Here is a 20,658-nt window from a genome sequence, read left to right as displayed (position 1 = left end):
CTGTATATGTCAAAACTACACAAATATTTTATCACTCGCAAGATGTCAAATAATGTCCGATTTTGTTTGGTTAATTGTGTACTAGGAGTCAACTCTTGTTGCTACAATCACCTGTGCTTCCCTAAGCACGCGATCGCCCCATAAATAACCCCGTACTACTTCCTTGATTACAGTATTTTCTCTAACATCTGTTTTTAATTCACGTCCTACAGCATACATTGTCTGGGAGTCAAATGGTTTGTCCTGGGCGACAATGGGAACAACACGTCTTTGTCGTAATATTTCTAAAAGTGATCGCCTAATTAACTCCACACCCTGTTGATGACTGGTTAAAATTTCACTTAAGGTTTCTGATGTTGGTGATTTTGGGGTCGCCGTAGATTGAGACTCTTTGCCAGAAAACCAATCTTTTAGCTTTTCCCAAAAGCTTTTTTGTACCGTAGAGTCTTGATTAGAGGTATTATCTGCCACTTCTAACTCTTCTTGCCAGTAAATACAAGCCCGATCTAAAGCATCCAGGATACCAAGCAAATCTTTCAATAGTTTCTCTTGCTGTTGCTCAAATTGTCCCAATGCCTGTTTTTGGGTTTCTTCCTGACGTATTTGCTGCTGTTCTCGCTCTCCACGAGTGACTTCCAATGCTTGCACCAGAGCATCTTGAGTAGAATGCAATAATTTACCCTGTTGCTTGAGTTCATGGCGGAGGGCAGTCCATTCTGCCACCATTTGATAGGGATCGAAAGAATTAGCAGATTCTGGTGGTTCACCCAAATACTCAGGGGATGATTGTTCTGAGTGTAAATAATCTAAAAATTTGGCAAATAAAATTTCTTTGTCATTATTCATTTGTTATTTGTTATTTGTTATTTGTTATTTGTTATTTGTTATTTGTTATTTGTTATTTGTTATTTGTTATTTGTTATTTGTCATAGTTCCAGTTTACATACTTGATAACTAAACTAACAATTCTAGTTTAGAATGTAGCACGAATTAAATCATCTAGATTAACTTCTAGTTGAGCGATCGCTTTTTCTTGCACCTGTTTTAATATCTCTGGGTTCAGTTCTGCTTCTAGGGGACGCATTTTTAAGAAATCCTCATGTTGAGTTGTTGCTCCTTTGCGAAGTGCTTCGTAAGCTTCTCGAATTGCCTTAAATTCTTCTGGATAAGTATGAGCAGGAAATTCCCGCAGCTTGGCATGATACGCTGCTTTAATTTGGGCGGGAGTAGCTCCTGGAGAAATTCCTAATTTTTCGTAGTGGGATGTCATAAATGGGAAATGGGGAATGGGGAATGGGGAATGGGAAGAAGGGGAGCAGGGGAGCAGGGGAGATAACTAATTACTCAATGCCCAATGCCCTTCACAACAATTCCTGAAAACCTTTTTTTCTCTTCTTTCGTTTCGTAGATGAAGATGGGAAGTCTCTAAATAAAAAGTCTAAATCTAGTTCATCATCATCATCTTCCTCCTCCTCATCATCATCTGAGAAATCGGGCATAGTGTTTAATATCTGTTGCTTGAGTTCTGGAAGCATCCGTTCAAACTCGGCTTTAGGAACTTTGTTGCCAAACATTTTGTGAAGCATCTTTTCTAAGAGATCGTCCATTTTTGACATATCTAGATTGTCAAATTCCTCTGGATCTGGCATGATGCTAGCCGTTTCTTGAGCGGAGAGAAACGCCTGTTCTTCCCGAAATGCTTGTAAAGCTTTGGCATCTTGTAGGCGACGGGCTAATTCAAATCCCTCTTGCTTGAATTGTTCGTATTTTGGATGCTCGACGGGGTAGGTAGTAGCTCTAGCTAATAGCAGCAATGGGTTTTGAGGTTCTCGACGGAGTGCTTCTTCTAAGGCTGGAACTAGTGTGGTAATGCAGCCAAAACGACGTGCTTGAAGTTGAATGTTTGCTAAAGTATTACCTGGTTGGGGCGTGGTGTCCAGGTAAGCACGCACGGGAAGCTCTAGTTTTTGGGGACTATTTTCTTTGACAGCTAAGACAACTAAATGGGCAATTCTGGCTTCTGGGTGTTCTGTTGATAGGTTGAACAATTTTTGTAGATACTGATTTATTACAGCGGCAATGCCTTTTTCCCGTTTGGCGAAGAGGTGGGTAGAAAGAGCGATCGCCTGCAATACGGGAATTTGCTCGTTTCCAGATAATTTTTGCAGCAGACTATCCCATGCTTCGACTGCTGCTTTTTGGTGCAACGAAACTCGACCACCGGAATTGGGCTGACTTTGTACTGCATTGACGAATATCTGACAAGCACGTATAGCTGGGTCTTTTTTGTCTTCTCCCTGCACTAAACGACTAAATAAGGAATAACTTAACGTAGATAGAGCATCTACCCAAGGTAATACTTCTACTTCAGTTTCAACACTTATGTCGCCAAAGTACTTACCAAAACGGCGACGGGCTTCATTCAGTGCTTGTTTGTCTCCTAGTTCTTCCCAACAAGTCAGTAAGGCATTGTAAGTTTCTTCATATCGACACCCGCCTTCAATAGCTTGGGTAATCAGTGAGATCGCTTCAGTATAATTTTCCTCGATAGCCGCAATGAGTCCCTTGCGCCCCAATAATTCTGGCGATGTGGGACAGATGCGTTCTGCTTGTTGCAAAGCTCCTAAAGCAGCGCGTCCGCGATCTGTTACCATGTAAGCATCTGCCATCCAACAGTGTAGATGAGCTAAAGTTGGTTTTAAGCGTGTATCCGGCCATTCTTGTGGTTTTTGTTTCGCTTCCCGCTCCAACCACCGCAAAAATTGAGTTAAAACACTTTGGCGTTTTTTGTCAGAATCATTAGCATCCAAAACTTGTAACAGGTTGACTGCCAACTGGGGGTTGAAGGGTGTTTCTGTTAACAAAGGCTGCCAAAATAGTTCTGCACATTCTGTTTGTCCTTGGGTAAGTGCCTGTTGACCTGCTAGGGTTAACAGAGGTGTTCGCAGACTCTCTATTTCCGGGAAGCGATTTGAACGCCGTTCTCTTTGTAGCAATGCATGGGCAGCATCATGATGATTACCTTTATTAATTAGCTGTACAATCGTCAACGCCGATCGTGCGTCTTGGATAAGTGGATCTTCTCGTTCCAGATTCCGGGGTTCTAGGGGTAGTTCTCCTGTCTTTGCCTGTTGGGCAGTTGCCAATCGCTCTAAAATTGGATTTTCTAAATACTTTGGTCTGTCGAAGATGTATTTAGATGACTCCAACCCCAACAGATTAGCAGCAGCATTCCAATTACCACTCATTTGCTGGCTGTAAATAATCCAAGCATTTGGTAAATCTCCAGGTGTGATGGGGCGCTTAATTTTTTGAAAGGATGTCAAAGCGGCTTCTGGTTGTCCTTGCTTGAGAGCCAGCACCCCTCGTATCCAGTGGAGTTGGGCAGCACTAAACCGTTTGGATTGTTGGTTGATTAACTGTTCAACTGTGGCAGTATCTCCTTTAAGCAATAAGAGCTTGAGATAACAAATGCTGTAGTCTTTGATGAGGTTGCCTGCTTCAAAAGCATCGCGGAGTAAATTGAGAGATGCGTCCAATCGATTCAATTCCAACAGACATTTAGCTTGCCAGTAGTACACATCTCCCACCAGACCCAATTCTAGAGCGCGTCCAAAGGATTTTTCTGCTTGTTTAAAATCTTGCTTTTGAAATTCCTGCTGACCCCGCAGAAACCAAATCTCTGATTCTTTGGGGGTAAATTCAATTTCAGGGTGCGATCGCTGAATTTTTTTGATTTCTTCCAATGCCTGCCGATATTTTTTCTGATTCAGCAATTCTTGGAGTTGCATCCCAAAGGAGTTTTCAGTAGGCTCTGTCCCTGTGCTAGAGACGTGTTTTTGGGAGCGCTGTTTGGACTGATGTTTAGCCACTGGACTTTCTTCCTGATTGTTTTCAGTTTTTCCCCCTTATAGGAAAGGGTGGCTTTAACTACTCTGTTAATTTCAATATTAGTATGGCTATCGCATGAATTTTACAAGCCTCTGTAACGTTTTCCCTAAATCCCCCTTAAAAAGGGGGACTTTGAGGATTTCTTTTTAAGGCGGGCTTGGGGGGATCGTCTTTTGCTATATAAAAACAAGAACAGAACAAAAGTCAGATGATGGGGAAGCCACAGCACTACAAATTGCTAGCAATTAATTGGCGATACTCACTTTTTTGCTTGACTCCTTTGAGTTCTTTCAATAACTCCTTATTCTTGAAGAACTGAATTGTAGGGGTTCCCGTGACACCTGCATTTTCGGCTATGTCTCTGTCTTTATCAATATCGATTTCGACAAAGTGAATTTTGCTATCAAATTCATCTACAACTTTGTTGAGGATTGGCTTGAGGGTGTGACAAGGACCGCAGCCTGGAGCAACATATTTGACAATTAGAAGGCGATCGCTATCATGGAAGAGTTTGCGTAAGGCATAACCTCCTTGATGGCGAGTTGTCTCAATATTAAATTCGCTTTCTTGCTGCTCTTCTGTTTTCTTAGCGGGATGTTCTAGTTCGTTATTTGGAGTTTCCGGTTTTTGATGGAATTCCTGAATCAATCCGTTAGAAGACAACCAGCGTTCTGCCAACATTGCTGCTGTACAACCACTACCTGCAGCAGTAATTGCTTGACGGTACTCGTGGTCTTGTACGTCACCAGCCGCAAAAACAGCTTCTACACTGGTTTCTGGAGAATTGGGTTTGGTGAGAATGTAACCTACTTCATCCAGTTCCAGTTGTCCTTGAAATAAGGAGGTATTGGGCTTGTGACCGATGGCGTAGAATAACCCCTTGACGTGCAGTTTGCTTTCGCCACCTGTTTTGGTGTTACGGATTTTGACACCTTCCATGTGATTCTCGTTACCGAAAATATCTACGGGTTCCGTGTTCCAGTGAACGACAATTTTGGAGTTACTTAAAACGCGGTCTTGCATGGCTTTAGAAGCTCGCATCTTGTCAGAACGTACCAGCAAATTGACTTTAGAGCCATACTTGGTGAGGTAAATTGCTTCTTCTGCAGCCGAGTCACCGCCACCAACCACAGCCAATTCTGCACCGTGGAAAATGGGTGTAGCACCGTCGCAGATCGCACAAGCAGAAATACCCCGGCTCCAAAACTCGTGCTCAAGGGGTAGCCCCAGACGTTTTGCAGTTGCGCCAGTGGCGATAATAATACTGTGGGTTTTAAATTCTCGTTCTTCAGAGCGGACTGTAAAAGGACGGTGGCTGAAATCAACTTCAATAACATCTTCTGTATATAGTTCAGCACCCCAGCGTTCTGCTTGAGCTTTCATTCGATCCATCAGTTCGGGTCCGGTAATTCCTTCGGGGAAACCAGGAAAGTTTTCAACTTCAGTTGTTGTCATCAACTGACCTCCAGGTAATCCCCCAGCTTGGAAACCCTCAAAGACCACAGGTTTGAGGTTAGCTCGTCCAGCGTAGATAGCAGCCGTGTAACCTGCTGGACCAGAACCGATAATGACTACGTTTTCTACTGTCGGGTTGGTCATGATAGTTTTAAATAAACTCATAACGACTATGACTTAGTATAGCATAGCAGACTGTAGTGGTGGGAAAACTGAAAGTCAATATTTTTTTTCAGGGATGCCTTGCAAGGTGGGAGAGAGTTTTTTTAAGAGCGATCGTTGTTCTTGTGTTAGAAATTCAAAAAATTGGGAACACTGTAATTAACTTACCAAGACTTGTTCTTTTTCCACTAAAAAAGATTTTTTACTAAAAGTGATATGAAACAGATATGGGAAGGGTAAGTTCTTTTTATAACACCGCAATCCAACCTCTGAAGCGAAAGAAAGACATTAAGGAGACCCCCATGCTTAAGCCAGAACTACAAGTTAAATTCCTCAACCACCTGAACCGCCGCAATAAAAAAGATGAAGGTTTTACTCTAATTGAACTACTAGTTGTAGTTATTATTATTGGTGTACTAGCAGCTATTGCTTTACCTTCTCTCTTAAGCCAAGTTAGTAAAGCTAGACAGTCAGAAGCAAAGCAAAATATTGGTTCTATGAACCGGGCACAACAGGCTTTCTTTTTGGAAAATAACAATGCTTTTACAACAGAATTAAACGAACTAGCTCTTGGTATCAGAACACAAACTGACAACTACAAATACGAAATCGCTGCAGCAGCCAACACTGGTAGCCATGTCTCTAACAAAGCTAGATCCGTTAAAAAAGCGCTGAAGTCTTACATTGGTGTTGTATATACCTCAAACCAATCAGTTAACGGTGTCAATGAAGCAATTACTCTTGCAGTACTATGTGAGAGCGTTAACCCAGCAACAACCGATATCGCTAATGGTGTTGACATAACTAATGGCAATAATAACCCTTCTTGTCCTAACGATGCGACTGGCGCTATGAAGACAGTGAAGTAATTAGTATATAGGTAATCGCATTGAAAAGAGATGCGGTTTATATTGGAGCAAATATGTCCTTGGGGTGAGTAGTGCAAGCTGCTCACTCCATTTAATTGTTAATTAAAAATAGAGTGTAAAATGACTTTTGACTGCTCTTTGACAGATTTCGCTAATTGGCAGAAGCAGGCATATCAATGCCTAGTACAAGATGACTACTATCGGGCTGTAAGTCTTTATCAACAAGCTATAGAGATAGAACCTGAGGTCAAATCCCACTACTGGTCTTTGGGTTTAATGTTTTTACTACAAGGACAAGAGACAGAAGCACAGACAACTTGGTTGTTGGGAATGATGGAAGGTGAACCGGAACAAGTTGAACAGTGGAATGAGGAATTACTTCTGGTGCTGCAGACAGAAGCTCAACGACGACAAGGAATAGCAGATAGTTCTACTGCTTATTTACTGCGGCATCAAATCCAAGAAATTCAACCTAGTGATGTTAACAATTTGTTACATCTCATCCAGCTTGCGATCGCACAAGAAACCTTTACTGTAGATGAACTCGCTTCTTGGGAAATTATCGATTTGCTGAAATCTAAGAAGCCAGGAGAAGTGGAAATAGGACACTTAATGCAAGTCCTACAACAGGTTTTAGAGTGCGATCCGTTACACCTAACATCCCACGCATTTGCAGAAGCGTGTTTGTCTCATCTAAAGCATTTACCTAAATATTTTGCTGTCATTCTCATAGCAGCAATTGATGTTGCATACTCCCTTGGCAGACCATCACAAGCAGTGAAGCTAGCAGAGTTATGCTTGCAAATCAACTCTGAAGATACAGAATTATTGCGACATTTATCTGCTTTTTATCAGAATTCTGGCAATTATACAAAAGCTATAGAGACAGCTAAGAAGTGCTATTCGATATTGCAGAACGAGTCATTAGCGGATAGAGTGTATGCCAATCATTTGCTGTTACGAACTTTGATGAATGCTGGTGGATATTGGCAGGAGGCGAGGGAAGTTGTACAGCGTCACGACGCACTACTAAATGCTCTAGTAGAAGATCAACCAATATTAGATGATACTGCTCAAATTTCACGGGTACTTCTTTCAACATTTTTTTACCCATACTTTCGCGACGATGTAAAGCAGAATCGCACAATCCAGAATCAATTGGCAGCTTTATGTCAGTGGAATCTGCAAAATCATGCTGATGAAAAAGTCAAGTATGATCGAAAGCCGTGCCAATTCTCATCACAAATATTAGATTCTAATAGACGTTTAAAAGTAGGTTATATTTCTCATTGCTTAAGACAGCACTCAGTAGGGTGGTTGGCTCGATGGCTATTGGAACATCACAACCGCGAAAGTTTTGAATTGTATGGTTACTTTGTTAGTTACAAGCAAAAAGAAGATCCCCTACAGCATTGGTATATCCGTCAGTTTGAAACAGTCCACAAAATGGGGATTAATAGTCAGGAGATTGCCGAGCAAATTTATCGGGATGAAATAGATATTTTAATTGATTTAGATAGCCTCACATTAGACATAAGCTCAGAAGTGATGGCGCTAAAACCAGCGACGATTCAAGCAACTTGGTTGGGCTGGGATGCTTCGGGAATTCCTGCAGTCGATTATTTTATCGCCGATCCTTATGTATTACCAGACAATGCTGAAGATGACTACTCAGAAAAAATTTGGCGATTGCCTCAAACTTATATAGCTGTGGATGGTTTTGAGGTGGGGGTTCCTACTTTACGCCGAGAGGATCTTAATATCCCCAGTGATGCTGTGGTTTATCTTAGCGCTCAAGGCGGTTGCAAGCGGCATCCCGATACGGTGCGACTGCAAATGAAGATTTTAAAAGAAGTGCCACATAGTTACTTCTTGATTAAAGGATTGGGAGAACAAGAAGCGATTCAAAACTTTTTTTATCAGATAGCAACTGAAGAAGGAGTGGATAGCGATCGCTTGAGATTTCTGCCAATGGTGGCTTCAGAGGCAATACACCGAGCAAATTTAGGGCTTGCCGATGTTGTATTAGATACCTATCCTTACAACGGTGCAACCACCACCTTGGAAACTCTCTGGATGGGAATTCCTTTAGTGACGCGAGTAGGAGAACAATTTGCTGCTCGTAATAGCTATACCATGATGGTGAATGCAGGAATTAGCGAAGGCATTGCCTGGAGCGATGAAGAATATATAGAGTGGGGCATTCGCATGGGTAAAGATTCTGGCTTACGACAAAAAGTTTTTTCACAATTAAGGCAATCCCGCCACTCCGCACCTTTATGGAATGCCGAACAGTTTACTCGTGAAATGGAGAAAGCTTACGAGGAAATGTGGCAGATTTATGTTGAAAGTAAAACTTGAGATCTGGCATTCTTAAATCATTTATTAAGATAAAGAAACCCGGTATCTTTTAGATGCCGGGTGTATAAGGTTTAGTATTTTCTCACAACTTATGTAAGATTGCTATATATCAGTTCAAATAAGGAAGAATATTACCTACAACAGGTAAAGAATCTAATCCCTGTTCAACTAATTGTGGAAATTGAGATAAGCTTTCAATGATAGTCTGGGCAAAGTTATACTGCGGTAACCTACCATATTGAACAGTGAGATATTCTAATAACTCTAAAGCATAGTCTGGATAACCAAGAACGTCAGCGATACAAGCTAATTTCAGGATTTTGGCTGGTTGTTTAATATGTTCAAAAGTATTTTCTCCAAGTGGGTCCCGAAGGTAGCAAGCATCAGCCCAAAGTAGTTGACCGGTACGAACAGGCGAACAAATGGGAGAAATAGCACGAGGGCGACGGCACCAGTTATCATTAGTTATTAAATCAAATAATGCAAAACCATTTTTTCTCAAATAGACATCTATGTCAGAGAATAAAGGTTGGTTAACATACAACTGAGAAAATTCAACCTCGACTTCTATACCAAGAACGCTTCGCTTTAAGATTTCTGAAGATCCTTGGAGAACATTAAAATCTGAGCCTTGAACATCAACTTGGAGAAAATCAATTTCCTCTATTCTTTGTTCTTGACAAAAAGTGTCTATACTAGTGGTTTGAACTTTCATTGGATAATCTAATTTGAATCCATGTTGCATTCCATGAAATCGCTTTATATAAAACTCGTTAGGAATATATAAAGAACTACAATGGACTCCTTTTGTTACATAAAGTGTTGATTCTCCTACAGATTTTGAAAGTGCTATAGGAATATGTTTTTCAGTCCAGTTGATTTGTTGAGACGCAAGTTTAGCTTCAGCTGCTTCGCAAGCCTCTGCGTCAGCATCAAACCCATAAATAGTCAGATTTGGAGCAAAAATGCTCCATGGACTTGCACCATAGTCATCTTTTGATGATATCTTACGAGAGCCGACAATAAACACTGTCATTTCGACTTGTTCTAACAAACCTTGTTCTTTAATTATGGGAACAAAAACAGACATAATTTGGTCTCCTGAGCTAATTTTTGCAATTTTATTTAAGCTTCCCGTACTACACGCCGATAAAAATCTTCTAATGCTTTTACACAAATTTTGTCGTCGTAAAGAGAGGAATGACGCTCTACCATCCGCTTAACTATGCTGTCTCGCCAGTCTCGATCAAGCCCTAATTTTGCGGCTATATCTATATATTCAGCTTCAGTTTGAGCAATAGAATCCGTTACTCCCAGCATTTTCAATATTCCGTAGGCATGACGCCCGCGCATAAATTCACCAGGATATGTGACAATGGGCAAATTGCAAGCGATCGCTTCTAGTGTCGTATTCCCACCAGACCAACTAAGAGTGTCTAAAAAGATATCTGAAATACAGTTGACATTACAGTAATCACTCCAACTTATTCGTGGCAATATAATGCAATGTTGTTCGCTATCTAAGCCCATTTGAGCAAAAGCACACTGAAGACGTTGCCGAAATATCTCAGTAATATAAGCACTTCCATGAGCTATGAAAGCAAATTGCGCTTGCGGAACTCTTTGTGCAATTGCTGGAAAGATATAATCATATTGGGGAAGATATTTAAAAAGAGATTGGCAGGATAAATAAATAACTGCTTCTTCTCTTAGACCAAATTCCACACGAGATTTTTTAGTTTCAGGAATCATTGGTTTGGCATAGGAAATGCCAATATTAGGCAAACAAATTAATTCTTCTGAATAATGTTTTTGAGCATTTTCAGGCTCCATTAGGTCGCTAGATAGGAAATAATCAATTGTTGGAATACCTGAAGTAATCGGATGTCCCCAACTCGTACACTGTATGGGTGCAAGACGCAAACCAGCCATTTGTGTCACTTGTGGATGCATACCAATATCTAGGAACACTAAAACATCCAACTTGTCTGTAATAATTTGCTGGCAAACACCTTGTAAATCTTCAGGAATATGATGGAAATAGTTACTATACAACCGATATTGCTGTGTAAAATAATCTACTTTATTATTGATATAGTAGCAATAAACTTCAAACTCTTGTTCATTGCGATTCCGCAGCCAACCAAGCATCTCTTTACCAACAGTGTGTCCTCGCAGAAAGTCAGAAACATAACCGATGCGAATTTTCTCATTTTTCTGAAGAGGTCGTTTAGATAATGGTTTAACCCATTCGGGATAATTAGCTACCATCACTTTATGAACAAACTGCCCATACTGTGTTTGCAGATCTATATCATTTTTACCCTGATACTGTAAGTAGAAATTTGTTCGACTCGCTACACTTTCTAAAGCCCTTTTTTTTGCTTCAGGGGTCTCCAAAGAAGTTTGCTGAATGAGTTCTTCTAAACTGGTAGCAAATCTATGCCTATAAAACTCAATGTCTACCTCATTTTCATAAAGAATTGGTAGAAGACGCTTTTCTTCAAGTTTAAAGACTAAAACATCTGGTAATAACTGAGACGCTTTTTTAGCAAGAGCGATCGCATCTCGTGTTTTTCCAAAAAAATGTAATAATGAGATTAATTGAAAATACAGAAAACTCGACCTAGGATAAATTTTCAGTCCATCTTCATAGGTTTGAACTGCTTGTTCGCATTGATTGAGGGATTTGTAACATTCTGCTAAAGCATCGTAGCAGAACTCATCTCCTGTTTTATTTTCTAAAAAAATCTGGTAATGGTTAATTGCCTCTTGATATTTTCCTTGTCTATAAAAAGCATAACCATAGTTAAGCGCTGCTTCCGCAAAATCGTTTTTTGTTTCAAATGCAACACCCAAATTGTAGAGAGTATCCGGGTTCCGAGGTTTTAATTGTAAAGCTTTTTCATAAGCTACTATAGCTTCATCAACATGCTCCTGTTCTAGCAATACATTCCCCAGGTTCAGATAACTGCCAAAATGCTCTGGTTTCACAGCGACTGCTTGTCGATATATTGATTCCGCTTGCTCTAACTCTCCTGCCTCGCAGAAAATATTACCTAATGAGTTATAGGCATCTATCCAAGTAGGATCGAGAGCAATGGCTTGTTGATAAGCTTGAATAGCTTGAGGAATTGCACCAACTTTCTCAAGTACCAAACCTATACTGTAATGCTGAATAGCACCTGATGAGTCGATTTCCAAACACTTAATTAATGTTTCCAGTGCATCTGCATAACGTTCTGTAGCATAGTACAAAGTACCAAGATTCAGCCAAGCAGCTGCATGGTTTTCATCCCATTCTAAGACTTGTTTAAACTTTTTTTCTGCCTCGGAATATTGTCTGCCATGGTATAGCGAAAGCGCTTCTGTATGAACTTCATCTATGACAACTTGCTGTTGTTCAAATTCGAGCAATTGTTCAACAAATTCTTGGTATTTCATGATTTAAATTACAATAATATTTTCTTGTTTGAATCTGTCTGTATTGAAAGCTGGTATCTTTTCGACTTTTGCAGTTGCGATCGCCTGTTTATTTTCTTGTGTCAAAATAATTCTTCTTTGAAGACGAGGTAGCAAAGCTTGCCACTGAATCTCAGATAACTCTCCTAGTAAAGAAATTTCTAAGCCCTCACTAACATCTAAATCCTCTTCCATCAGCAGATTCATGGTCACGCCAGATAAGAACAGTTCGGCATCTTCATGAGAAATCCCGGTAGTGTCGATCAGTAGAGTGATATGCTCGCATTCAGGATGAGTTGCGATTGCTGCGATCGCTCTTTGCATCTCCTCACCCAAAGAATCCTCAGACTGCGACCAATCGGGGAAGATAATGAAGTTAGTTTGGTTAAGCTTTAAAGGCAGGAGACTCACATCAATCAAGGCTGTACTGACGACTTCCGCCATTTTTAACCAAGAAAACTGTCTCGCCTGTTCCAACCCAGATGCAATGAGAGATTTACGGATGTTAGGCTTTTGTACCTCACATAAGGCACTTACTAATCCTTCCACATCATTGCTATTGACATATAGAGCTGCTTTGCTTGCGACTTCTGGAAGAGAGGCATTAGGACAAGTAATCGCAGGACAACCACAAGCCATTGCCTCTAGAATAGGTAAGCCAAAACCCTCATAAATAGATGGGTAGACTAATGCCACAGCACCAGAATAGGCTGTTGCCAACTCCGCATCGCTCAGTTGCAGCATATGCACTAGACTTCCTGATGTGTAGGTTCTAAAATCTAAGTCCTGCAACCCGCCAATGCCTGTAGAAAGAATCTCAAATCCTTGTTTGCTGACAAGTTGAGCAAAAGCTTTGAAGAAGAGAATGCTATTTTTATACCCTCCACCACCACCTACGAGCATAAAGTAAGGTTTTGAGATACCGTATTTGGTTTTAAACAAATTTATATCTTCTTGAGCCGCAGGCGAGAATATTTGGCGATTAACACCATTTTTAGCTATTGTGACAGACTCCAAAGATATTTCCGGGAAAAACTTCACCAAATCCCGTGCTGTATTTTCTGAAACAGCAATAAAGGCAGATGCGTGTTCGATTCCGTAATGTTTTTCTCGCCACATGGGATAATCTAAATCAGCTCCCATCAGTTCGGGAATCATATCGTGTGCGAGAAAAACAGAAGGTGTTGTAGTGGGGGTAGTATAGTAGCTAGAGATAAATACATCAGCACCTTCAGCATCACACACCTGTTGGAGCATTTCTCGATCCGCCTCGGTATGGTTGTAGTCATAGCGCGGTACCGTCACATAACGTATGCCAGAAATATTGGGAGCAGTTCCCGCTCGATCTAGTACGATAATGTGTTTGGCAAAATTGCTCTTTGCCCATTCTTCTAACAAAGATTTCCAAACGCGTGCAATACCAGTTTGATAAAGCTGAAAAAATACTCCATCAACCAGGATGACAGGTGTTGATTTTGTAATCTTTGTCATTTCTCCCTGTATGATATCTGGTTGTAAAAACCGCCAATTAGTAGAGCTATCTTCTCTTTGAGCAATTGGTACCACACCATATGCAAGTGCAGTATCTACAAGAGTTCGATCTCCAACCCAAGGAAAATAATCACGAAGCAGAACTGGGAATTGAGTTTGTTCCTGCAAGGCTGCCCATTGGAAAACAGCATTGCGATAGCCATAATATTGTTCTTTAAATTTTAATTGTTCTTGAGTTACATAAGCAAAATGTTGGAAAATTAAACCTAAATGCTCTGTTTCTTCATGCAAAAAAGGATTAATTGTAGCGACATTTTTCAATTGACCGTTGGGCTGAGATTCTACTAAGATTGGGGGTTCATGTGCCGCCCAGAAATACCCTGGTTTAAATCTCCAATTTCGCAACCACTCTTGTTGGGGATTTTGAGAATAACAGTTACGAGTACTAACGATTAAATTTTCTCCTACAAAATACCAGCACCAATAAAAAGCAGCTGTTTTATTAGGGTTTTTGATAAACATTTGTCTGGCAGTGCATAGTTGCTCTACAGTCCATAGTTCATCTACATCCACTTGCCACAACAAACATTCTTCTTGAATATTGGTAAGTGGCGCATTAACCATTTCAAGTTTTCCATCCCAAAAAATACCCTCTGGCTTGCGATAAATTGTGATGTTATCGGGATAAAGCTGCGCTAGTTTGTCTAAATATTCTGTAGTACCATCATGGCTGCAACCATTACGGTGGATTTCATCACTTATATGTCCTCCTCCCTGAATGCTCCAAGCAGTATCGTGTTTTAAATCCGCCACCCCTTCTACAATATGCCAGTGCCATTTAAAAGGTAGTTGCTTGAAAATTTCAGCGTGGTAGAGGATAAATGGTTGACCGTTAAGAACAATAGTAAAGAAATGAATGGGTAATTCTAGAACTGATGTAGAGGCGATCGCATTCAAATTTTTCTGTCCACACGCAAGTGTTGAAGAATACTCGTGATTGACAAGACGACATTTAGCAATATGATGCCATACGCGTTCCGGTCCCGGCCATGTATGTATAACGTCATGAAATGCTATCCATCCACTATCTTTCACCATTGGAAAGGATAATTCAAAATCTCTCAAGACATCTAAGTACTGGTGGGAACCATCAATAAAAATAAAATCAATTAACTTGCCATCTGCTAAATCATTCCACCGACTTAAAATATCATGGGAGTCACCTCGTAATGGAACTACGTATTGCTCCAAACCATTTTTTTGAATATTTTGCTGCCAGATATCAAAAAAATTGCGGTCTGGGAAGTCAGAATCATTACCGTCCCAGGTATCAATACAATAAATTTTTCTATTAGTTCCTATACAAGCATAAGCCATAGCAACTGTGGAGCGTCCTTTAAATGAACCAATTTCAACAATAATGGCATCATTGGCCAGCAATTTGACTTTGTTAAACAAATACTCTTCTTGTCCTGGAACCATGAATCCTTTGACTAATTCAACGGATTCTTGAATTTTCTGATACTGAGTCATGATATTTTTCATGATGTGAATTTAGCATGATGTTTCAATTCTTATTTTTGCTATTATCGAATCTTAAAAACATATTTTAAAGATTCGATATAGCATTTCTTTGAAAAAATCAAAGTTCGCACGAAAACTTTTTATGATATTTTGAAAATAATCTATTTACATAATTTAAAGCTCTTTCTGGCGATAAACTGTAAAGTTCTTCTATATCAGCGTTCCAAGGAAATTTTTGTTTTCTATCTGAACGCTCAAGATAACCCTTTTTATAGGCTTCTTCTGGCGAAATTGAAGGATAAGGACTAATCTCTTTTGGAATTAAAAAAGCATTGTTATAATGCAATTCTACAAGTGCATATTCATAACGATCGCACAAAATATTCAACTGACAGATACTTTGTCCATAAAAATGATTATTTTCCCAAACATAACTAGAATCCCAATTAACAGTAAATTTTAAAGGAGGTGGAATTTTTTCGTTGATTTCAGCACAGATAATAGTAGGACGAAATGCAGTTAAAAGTTTGTCTAAAATAAAGTAATCATATCCGTCTACATCAAGATTCAACAACCCAAAGTCTTTGGGAATCTGATTGGCTTCTAGTAAAGACACTATATTGTCTGGGGTGACTAGTAATTTACTTAAATTAACATTGGAAAAGTCAATATAGTTACTAGCTAGCGCAGCAAATTTTTCGCGATCGCATTCTACGGCCAAGCCCGACCAACCTTTTTCAAAAAGAAAATAGGTATTCGACATAGTTAGTCCGTCAGATGCAGCTATATCTACACAATACTCGCGTACAAAATTTATTGTATTTAAATATTTTTTAATTATGCTTTCTTCATCCAAATGAGAGTATTTGATTATACTACTATTAATTAGAGAAGACTCAGGTGCAAGTGCTTTGATCTGTTCTTCAAGAGCCAAAGCTACAGAGCGATCTTTTAATGCAATACGTCGTTTTACTTCTGTTTTTAAAACTTCTACTAATTCTGCTATGCAGTCATCACTGTCTCCTGTTTTAGCTTGTGAAAATCCTACAAACCAAGTTACTTGTGCTTCTTCTTCTTGACCTTGGAGGAATAGCAATAATCCTAAATACCAATAGTTAGATTTTATATTAGGTTCAAGCTCAATTGCCTGCTCGTACAGATTAGCTGCTTGCTTGTACTCTCCAAGAAGCAAAAACTGATAGGCACCTTTTTGTAAAAATTGATAGTTCGAGAACGATTCAGAATTGGGAGCAATAAATTTAGAATTGTAACTACTACTATACGCATATTTTTTTTTAATTATAGGTAAAGAAGCAAGTTTTTCACTTTGCTTAGTCAGTCCTGTAACGTAAGCTAAACTTTCAATAATACAGTCAGCAAAGTTATATTTTTCGTCTTTCCCATAGTGTAGTGTTAAATGCACTAGTAGTTCCAACGCATAATCGGGAAAGCTCAGAACATCAGCAAGACAAGCTAATTTCAAAATTTTCTCAGGGGTTTTAAGATTTGTGGTTAAGTTTTCTCCTATTAAATCGCGAAAGTAAAAAGCATCTGACCAAATCAGCGCTCCTTGGTGTGTTTGTGATACTAAAGGTATATTTTTGCGAATATCACGATGTGTGTGGCTCAGATCGAACAGACTAAAACCCTGCTTTCTGAGATAAATATCTACATCACTATATAAAGGTTGTCCTGTATATATCTCTGTGAATTCTACTTCAGTGATAATACCCAAGGTACTAGTTTCTAAAATTTTGGTTGCCCCTTCTAAAACTCCTAATTCTGCACCTTGGACATCAAGTTGAATAAAATCAATTTCACCAATATTTTCTGAATGACAAAAATTATCTAAGGTTGTTGTTTCAATTTCCGAAGTAGAAACTAGTTTTATGAGTTCTGAATTGCCAGCAAAACGCTTAATGTATGAATTGCTAGGAGGGTATAAGGAACTACAACCAGGAAATTGAGTGACAAAAAGTTTCGCTTTACCCGTACAGTTCCAAAGAGCAAGGGGTATATGCTTTTCAGTCCAATTTATGTTTCTTGCTGTAAGATCGTTATTTGCATCGCTGCATATATCTGTGTCAGCATCAAAACCGTATATGGTCAGATTCGGTGCAAAAATTTGCCAAGACTGGCTTCCATAATCATCTTGGCTAACTAACTTACGAGAACCAATGATACATACTGTAATATGAATATTGTCTAAGTAACCAGTTCTCTTCAAATAGGGTAAAAATAGTGACATAAAGTAAAATTAGAATTAAACGTTAGAAATTTAAAAATTTTGGTTTTGGTTTAATGACTGCTCTTACTCACTTCTTTCTTTAACTGCTCTAATGCAGTTTTGTAATCTTGTCTAGTGGGATGTAATTTTACGAGTTTCTCCATGAGTGGAATCGCCCCTCGAACATCCTTAAAGTGAATACGCAGTTTGACCAACCCCTCTAGCGCTACTACATTTTCAGGTTCCCGTTGTAAAACTAGCTCAAAACCCTGCGCTTGTTGTTTCAATGATACTTCTGGTGATTCTACTTTCTGCTGTGTTTCATTCTGAGTTATCTTTTGCAATGCGGGAACAACTGCAGCCATCCCAGAACCTGCAAAAGATATGATGGATACCCATGTTACAATTCTTTTTCTTCGGTCAATCTGCTTTTGGCGAGTAATTAAGTATTCTTCCCCTGTACTAGCCATGCTTTCCGTATTTGCTGCGGTGGTTAATACTTAAGTACCGCAACCCTCCCGTTATGAGAGTACCCACCACCACAGACAAACTAACATCTCAGTCAGAATTTTTCGCGAAAAATTTGAAAGCTATGTTTTTCTGTTGACTGTAGTACTATTGGTCTACTACATTAATTTGGATAGTTTAAGCTGGTCTAGATCCCCGACTTCTTTGAGGATACAGCTGGCGAATGATGGGTTTGACCCCTCACCCCAACGATTTTATAGGCGTTTCGAGACGATACTCGGAATGCGATCGCGTCCTGAAATAGCGCTGAAATAGCTTATTTCTCGTCATTGGGGGGTGTCACCCCCTAATCGCCAGCTGTATCCTTTGAGAAGTCGGGGATCTGGCAGGCATTTTCATTGACCAAACTTAGAAATTTCCAAGAATTGAATTGTCCCCGATTGTGGGATGGGCGTCAAGGCCTGTCCTTAGTAGCGAGCAAGATGACATAGAAACACAAAATTTTGAAATACTTTTCATAATATCACTATTGATAGATGCAAATGATGCTGTTGCTACTGAATTTTTTATAGCCCAGTTCTAGTGTTGTACGGAGATAGATCTTCTTAAGTATGTAACCATCATGAAATGCGTACCCCAAAACTGATGAAAACAGGCAATGCCCCATGCCCAATGCCTAATGCCCCATTCCCAAAATTAAATTTTTATAAAGTTTTATTTTAGTCCTATCCAATTTCAAATGTTTGCGATATCCTTCTAGATAACATCTGAATTAATGGGCATATCCCCAACTTAGTTGCAAAATTCTCAATCCCCCGCCAGAAGCCTGAACAGTCCCTTAATATATAGGTTTGAAAAAACTGCATACATTATGGTGAAAAAAGCAAATACTGTTTTGCAAGTCATACCACAGCGAATTATCTGTGCAAGTAGAGGAAGACGGATTTTTTTAAACCGGCGTCCCCTATGATGGAGTAGAGGCAAATTTAACCTAGTTGGTGGTAATTACCGTACAAAACCGAATTAAACCGCACCTTAGTAGGGTAAGCTATGATATAGTTAAAAGGTTAAGACTTGCTTTGCCAAAGTACGAAACTCTACGCGACGGAATAATTCCAAAACAGAAAGCAGTTTTGATTAAGCATTTACCAAACCAAATCAGAAACTAATCGAGGTTATGAGTAGTAAGCAACAAGTTATTCACCCAATGGTGAAGTTGCAACGTAATGTGCATTCACTTGTGGAGTCTAAAATTATCAAGCCCACAGATAGCATTTGGAAAATCGCATTGCTCTTCGGCAACGACTGGCAGCATTGGAAAAAAGATCTGCTGGACTACGGCTTTAGCATGCAAGATCCAGTGAGCGAATTGCTGTCTGTCGAAGCATGGGATGAAGAGTAATATTGGTTAGTTGTTAGTTGTTAGTTGTTAGTTGTGCAATCCGAACCACTAACTACTAACCACTAACTATTATTGACACCCATACAACCCTGCTGCTAATTCTTTGGCTGTTTGATAGCGATCGCGTGGTAAAGGTTCGGTAACACGGTCAATAAATTCCCTTAATTTGGGAGTAATCGTGGGAATACTTGCCACATCAAACCGAAAAGTTCTCCCCTTTTGGCGGTAGAATTTAAAAGGGCTTTCACCAGTTAGCAGAAAAATCAGCGTCGGACCGATGGCGTACAAATCCGATTGAGTTACGGGTTGTCCTCGTTCTTGTTCGGGGGCGCAGTAACCTTCCGCGCCAATGCGGGTTCCTGGTGCTGTGCCAATTTCCTTAACAGCGCCAAAATCCAGTACGACAATACGATTATTAGAATTGCGTACCATCAGGTTCGCAGGTTTAATATCGCGGTGGATAAGAGGAGGTTCTTGGCTGTGAATGTAGTCCAAAATATCACAGGTTTGAATCATCCAACCAATCGCTTGACTTGGTGTCACAGGTCCTCTTTTATAGATCAGTTTCTCCAAGTCCATCCCGTGGACTAATTCCATGGCTAAATACTTCTTCCCACCTTCCACAAAAAAATCATAATACTTAGGAATGCCAGGATGGCTCAGGGATTGGAGAGTGCGTGCTTCTCTTTCAAATAATTCTTGAGCTTTAGCAATTTTTGCCATATCGGCATTCATCTGCTTCAATACAAGCAGTGGCGATAAGCCGGGTACAGCTGGCGCTAAGAGCGATCGCTCGGCAACTTTTCCTACAGAATCCCAAGCCAAATAAGTCGTCCCCATCCCCCCTTGTCCTAGAATTCGCAATACCTGATATTGGCGAATTGTATGGAGTACATTGAGGGGCTGACCGCAGTGGATGCAAAATAAATTGTTAGGAGAATTGCCTTCATGGGTGCAACTATGGGGTGAGACTTGAAAACTTTGTTTTGCATCCCCATTCATTTGGAATTTCAGAATAGGACCTCCCTGTGCCAATTGCAACAACGAGTTATCGGGAACCAACGCCTGAGTCACCAAAACACCATTCAAAAAAGTGCCATTTGTGCCTTTACTCGTCACTTGCCAAGAACCATCAAGAGAATTGCTAGACTGGGTAAGACTCGTTCGCTTTAGTTCCAGATGATATCTAGAAACCAAATTATCGCTCAAAACAATATCATTTTCAGCCGAACGACCAATCCGGATAACAGTTTTGTCTTGAAAGTCCCACTGCTGGAGGGGTGTTTTTTGTTGCGGTTCTAACAAGGTCAGAGTGACCATAGGCGATATTTCATTCCCTAATACCT

Annotated in this window: 13 protein-coding genes; 3 read left to right on the top strand and 10 right to left on the bottom strand. The window is 39.9% G+C overall.

The window, feature by feature from the left end:
• Window positions 1–81 precede the first annotated feature (81 nt).
• The 4 genes from WA1_RS12925 to trxB all read right to left on the bottom strand — a co-directional run bounded on the left by WA1_RS12925 (window position 82) and on the right by trxB (window position 5,490).
• The gene (locus tag WA1_RS12925) at window positions 82–846 is read right to left on the bottom strand and encodes a nucleotide exchange factor GrpE (RefSeq protein WP_017745163.1); all 765 of its coding nucleotides are present in this window, start codon (window positions 844–846) and stop codon (window positions 82–84) included.
• A gap of 127 nt (window positions 847–973) precedes the next feature.
• Complete coding sequence (locus WA1_RS12920) at window positions 974–1,270, bottom strand: J domain-containing protein (protein ID WP_017745162.1); 297 nt, start codon at window positions 1,268–1,270, stop codon at window positions 974–976.
• A gap of 91 nt (window positions 1,271–1,361) precedes the next feature.
• The gene (locus WA1_RS12915; RefSeq protein WP_017745161.1) at window positions 1,362–3,872 is read right to left on the bottom strand and encodes a tetratricopeptide repeat protein; all 2,511 of its coding nucleotides are present in this window, start codon (window positions 3,870–3,872) and stop codon (window positions 1,362–1,364) included.
• A gap of 247 nt (window positions 3,873–4,119) precedes the next feature.
• A complete protein-coding gene (trxB, locus tag WA1_RS12910; protein WP_026134852.1) occupies window positions 4,120–5,490 on the bottom strand; it encodes a thioredoxin-disulfide reductase in 1,371 nt (456 codons plus the stop codon).
• Window positions 5,491–5,810: 320 nt separating this feature from the next.
• Between trxB and WA1_RS12905 the strand changes: the two genes are divergently transcribed.
• Together WA1_RS12905 and WA1_RS12900 are read left to right on the top strand one after the other, a co-directional pair.
• A complete protein-coding gene (locus WA1_RS12905) occupies window positions 5,811–6,377 on the top strand; it encodes a type IV pilin-like G/H family protein (protein WP_017745158.1) in 567 nt (188 codons plus the stop codon).
• Between the two features lie 120 nt (window positions 6,378–6,497).
• Window positions 6,498–8,738: an O-linked N-acetylglucosamine transferase, SPINDLY family protein gene (locus WA1_RS12900; protein ID WP_017745157.1), complete on the top strand. Its 2,241-nt coding sequence runs from the start codon at window positions 6,498–6,500 to the stop codon at window positions 8,736–8,738.
• A 109-nt stretch (window positions 8,739–8,847) separates the two neighbouring features.
• Here WA1_RS12900 and WA1_RS12895 read toward each other — a convergent pair whose 3' ends face one another.
• From WA1_RS12895 to WA1_RS12875, 5 genes are all read right to left on the bottom strand, one after another.
• Window positions 8,848–9,828 (bottom strand): FkbM family methyltransferase, encoded by a 981-nt coding sequence (locus WA1_RS12895; protein ID WP_017745156.1) that lies wholly within the window; start codon window positions 9,826–9,828, stop codon window positions 8,848–8,850.
• 35 nt (window positions 9,829–9,863) lie between these two features.
• Window positions 9,864–12,182 carry a tetratricopeptide repeat protein gene (locus WA1_RS12890; protein WP_017745155.1) on the bottom strand — a complete coding sequence of 773 codons (2,319 nt, stop codon included), beginning with the start codon at window positions 12,180–12,182 and terminating at the stop codon, window positions 9,864–9,866.
• A gap of 3 nt (window positions 12,183–12,185) precedes the next feature.
• Window positions 12,186–15,224, bottom strand: coding sequence for a class I SAM-dependent methyltransferase (locus WA1_RS12885; protein WP_272819126.1), 3,039 nt, complete (start codon window positions 15,222–15,224; stop codon window positions 12,186–12,188).
• A 109-nt stretch (window positions 15,225–15,333) separates the two neighbouring features.
• Window positions 15,334–17,463, bottom strand: coding sequence for an FkbM family methyltransferase (locus tag WA1_RS59690; RefSeq protein WP_017745153.1), 2,130 nt, complete (start codon window positions 17,461–17,463; stop codon window positions 15,334–15,336).
• Between the two features lie 50 nt (window positions 17,464–17,513).
• A complete protein-coding gene (locus WA1_RS12875) occupies window positions 17,514–17,912 on the bottom strand; it encodes a tetratricopeptide repeat protein (RefSeq protein WP_017745152.1) in 399 nt (132 codons plus the stop codon).
• A 1,175-nt stretch (window positions 17,913–19,087) separates the two neighbouring features.
• Between WA1_RS12875 and WA1_RS12870 the strand changes: the two genes are divergently transcribed.
• Window positions 19,088–19,312: a DUF4327 family protein gene (locus WA1_RS12870; protein ID WP_017745150.1), complete on the top strand. Its 225-nt coding sequence runs from the start codon at window positions 19,088–19,090 to the stop codon at window positions 19,310–19,312.
• A 69-nt stretch (window positions 19,313–19,381) separates the two neighbouring features.
• Here the strand turns inward: WA1_RS12870 and WA1_RS12865 are convergent, their stop codons facing one another.
• Complete coding sequence (locus tag WA1_RS12865) at window positions 19,382–20,632, bottom strand: FHA domain-containing serine/threonine-protein kinase (protein WP_017745149.1); 1,251 nt, start codon at window positions 20,630–20,632, stop codon at window positions 19,382–19,384.
• Window positions 20,633–20,658 lie beyond the last annotated feature (26 nt).

Source organism: Scytonema hofmannii PCC 7110, assembly GCF_000346485.2.
In the GTDB taxonomy this organism is placed as follows: Bacteria; Cyanobacteriota; Cyanobacteriia; order Cyanobacteriales; family Nostocaceae; genus Scytonema; species Scytonema hofmannii.
The sequence above is the reverse complement of the archived record's forward strand: the minus strand, read 5'-3'. Positions and strand labels throughout refer to the sequence as shown.

Bases quoted from the DNA above. Each gene is read 5' to 3' on its own strand.
- WA1_RS12925 (WP_017745163.1), bottom strand. From the start codon at position 846: ATGAATAATGACAAAGAAATTTTATTTGCCAAATTTTTAGATTATTTA.
- trxB (WP_026134852.1), bottom strand. From the start codon at position 5,490: ATGACCAACCCGACAGTAGAAAACGTAGTCATTATCGGTTCTGGTCCA.
- WA1_RS12875 (WP_017745152.1), bottom strand. From the start codon at position 17,912: ATGGCTAGTACAGGGGAAGAATACTTAATTACTCGCCAAAAGCAGATT.
- WA1_RS12895 (WP_017745156.1), bottom strand. From the start codon at position 9,828: ATGTCTGTTTTTGTTCCCATAATTAAAGAACAAGGTTTGTTAGAACAA.
- WA1_RS12900 (WP_017745157.1), top strand. From the start codon at position 6,498: ATGACTTTTGACTGCTCTTTGACAGATTTCGCTAATTGGCAGAAGCAG.
- WA1_RS12865 (WP_017745149.1), bottom strand. From the start codon at position 20,632: ATGGTCACTCTGACCTTGTTAGAACCGCAACAAAAAACACCCCTCCAG.
- WA1_RS12905 (WP_017745158.1), top strand. From the start codon at position 5,811: ATGCTTAAGCCAGAACTACAAGTTAAATTCCTCAACCACCTGAACCGC.
- WA1_RS12890 (WP_017745155.1), bottom strand. From the start codon at position 12,182: ATGAAATACCAAGAATTTGTTGAACAATTGCTCGAATTTGAACAACAG.
- WA1_RS12920 (WP_017745162.1), bottom strand. From the start codon at position 1,270: ATGACATCCCACTACGAAAAATTAGGAATTTCTCCAGGAGCTACTCCC.
- WA1_RS59690 (WP_017745153.1), bottom strand. From the start codon at position 17,463: ATGTCACTATTTTTACCCTATTTGAAGAGAACTGGTTACTTAGACAAT.
- WA1_RS12885 (WP_272819126.1), bottom strand. From the start codon at position 15,224: ATGACTCAGTATCAGAAAATTCAAGAATCCGTTGAATTAGTCAAAGGA.
- WA1_RS12870 (WP_017745150.1), top strand. From the start codon at position 19,088: ATGAGTAGTAAGCAACAAGTTATTCACCCAATGGTGAAGTTGCAACGT.